Genomic DNA, 246 nt, shown 5'->3' with positions numbered 1-246 from the left:
GACTGATACACCGCCTTCGCGAGCAAGCCCGCTCTCACAAGGGGACAGCGGTGCTTCAAGAGTCTGGGGAAACACCAGGCTGAACCGCGTAAAACGCCCAGGCTGGCTGGTGACATGAGCATGGCCCTGATGCAAATGCATGATCGACTTCACAATGGCCAACCCCAACCCGGTACCGCCCTCGGCACGGGTACGGCTGCTGTCGGCGCGGTAGAACCGTTCGAACAGGTGCGGCAGGTGGTGCGC

Annotated in this window: 1 protein-coding gene; it reads right to left on the bottom strand. The window is 62.2% G+C overall.

Going from position 1 to position 246, the window contains the following annotated elements; translation table 11 throughout:
* Positions 1-246: ATP-binding protein (locus tag AAEZ02_RS23220; protein ID WP_351125551.1), on the bottom strand; the 246-nt coding region annotated here is incomplete at both ends.

It is taken from the genome of Shewanella sp. T24-MNA-CIBAN-0130 (genome assembly GCF_040310185.1).
In the GTDB taxonomy this organism is placed as follows: domain Bacteria; phylum Pseudomonadota; class Gammaproteobacteria; order Enterobacterales; family Shewanellaceae; genus Shewanella; species Shewanella psychromarinicola.
Note: the sequence above shows the minus strand (reverse complement) of the source record. Positions and strands in the feature narration are given on the sequence as shown.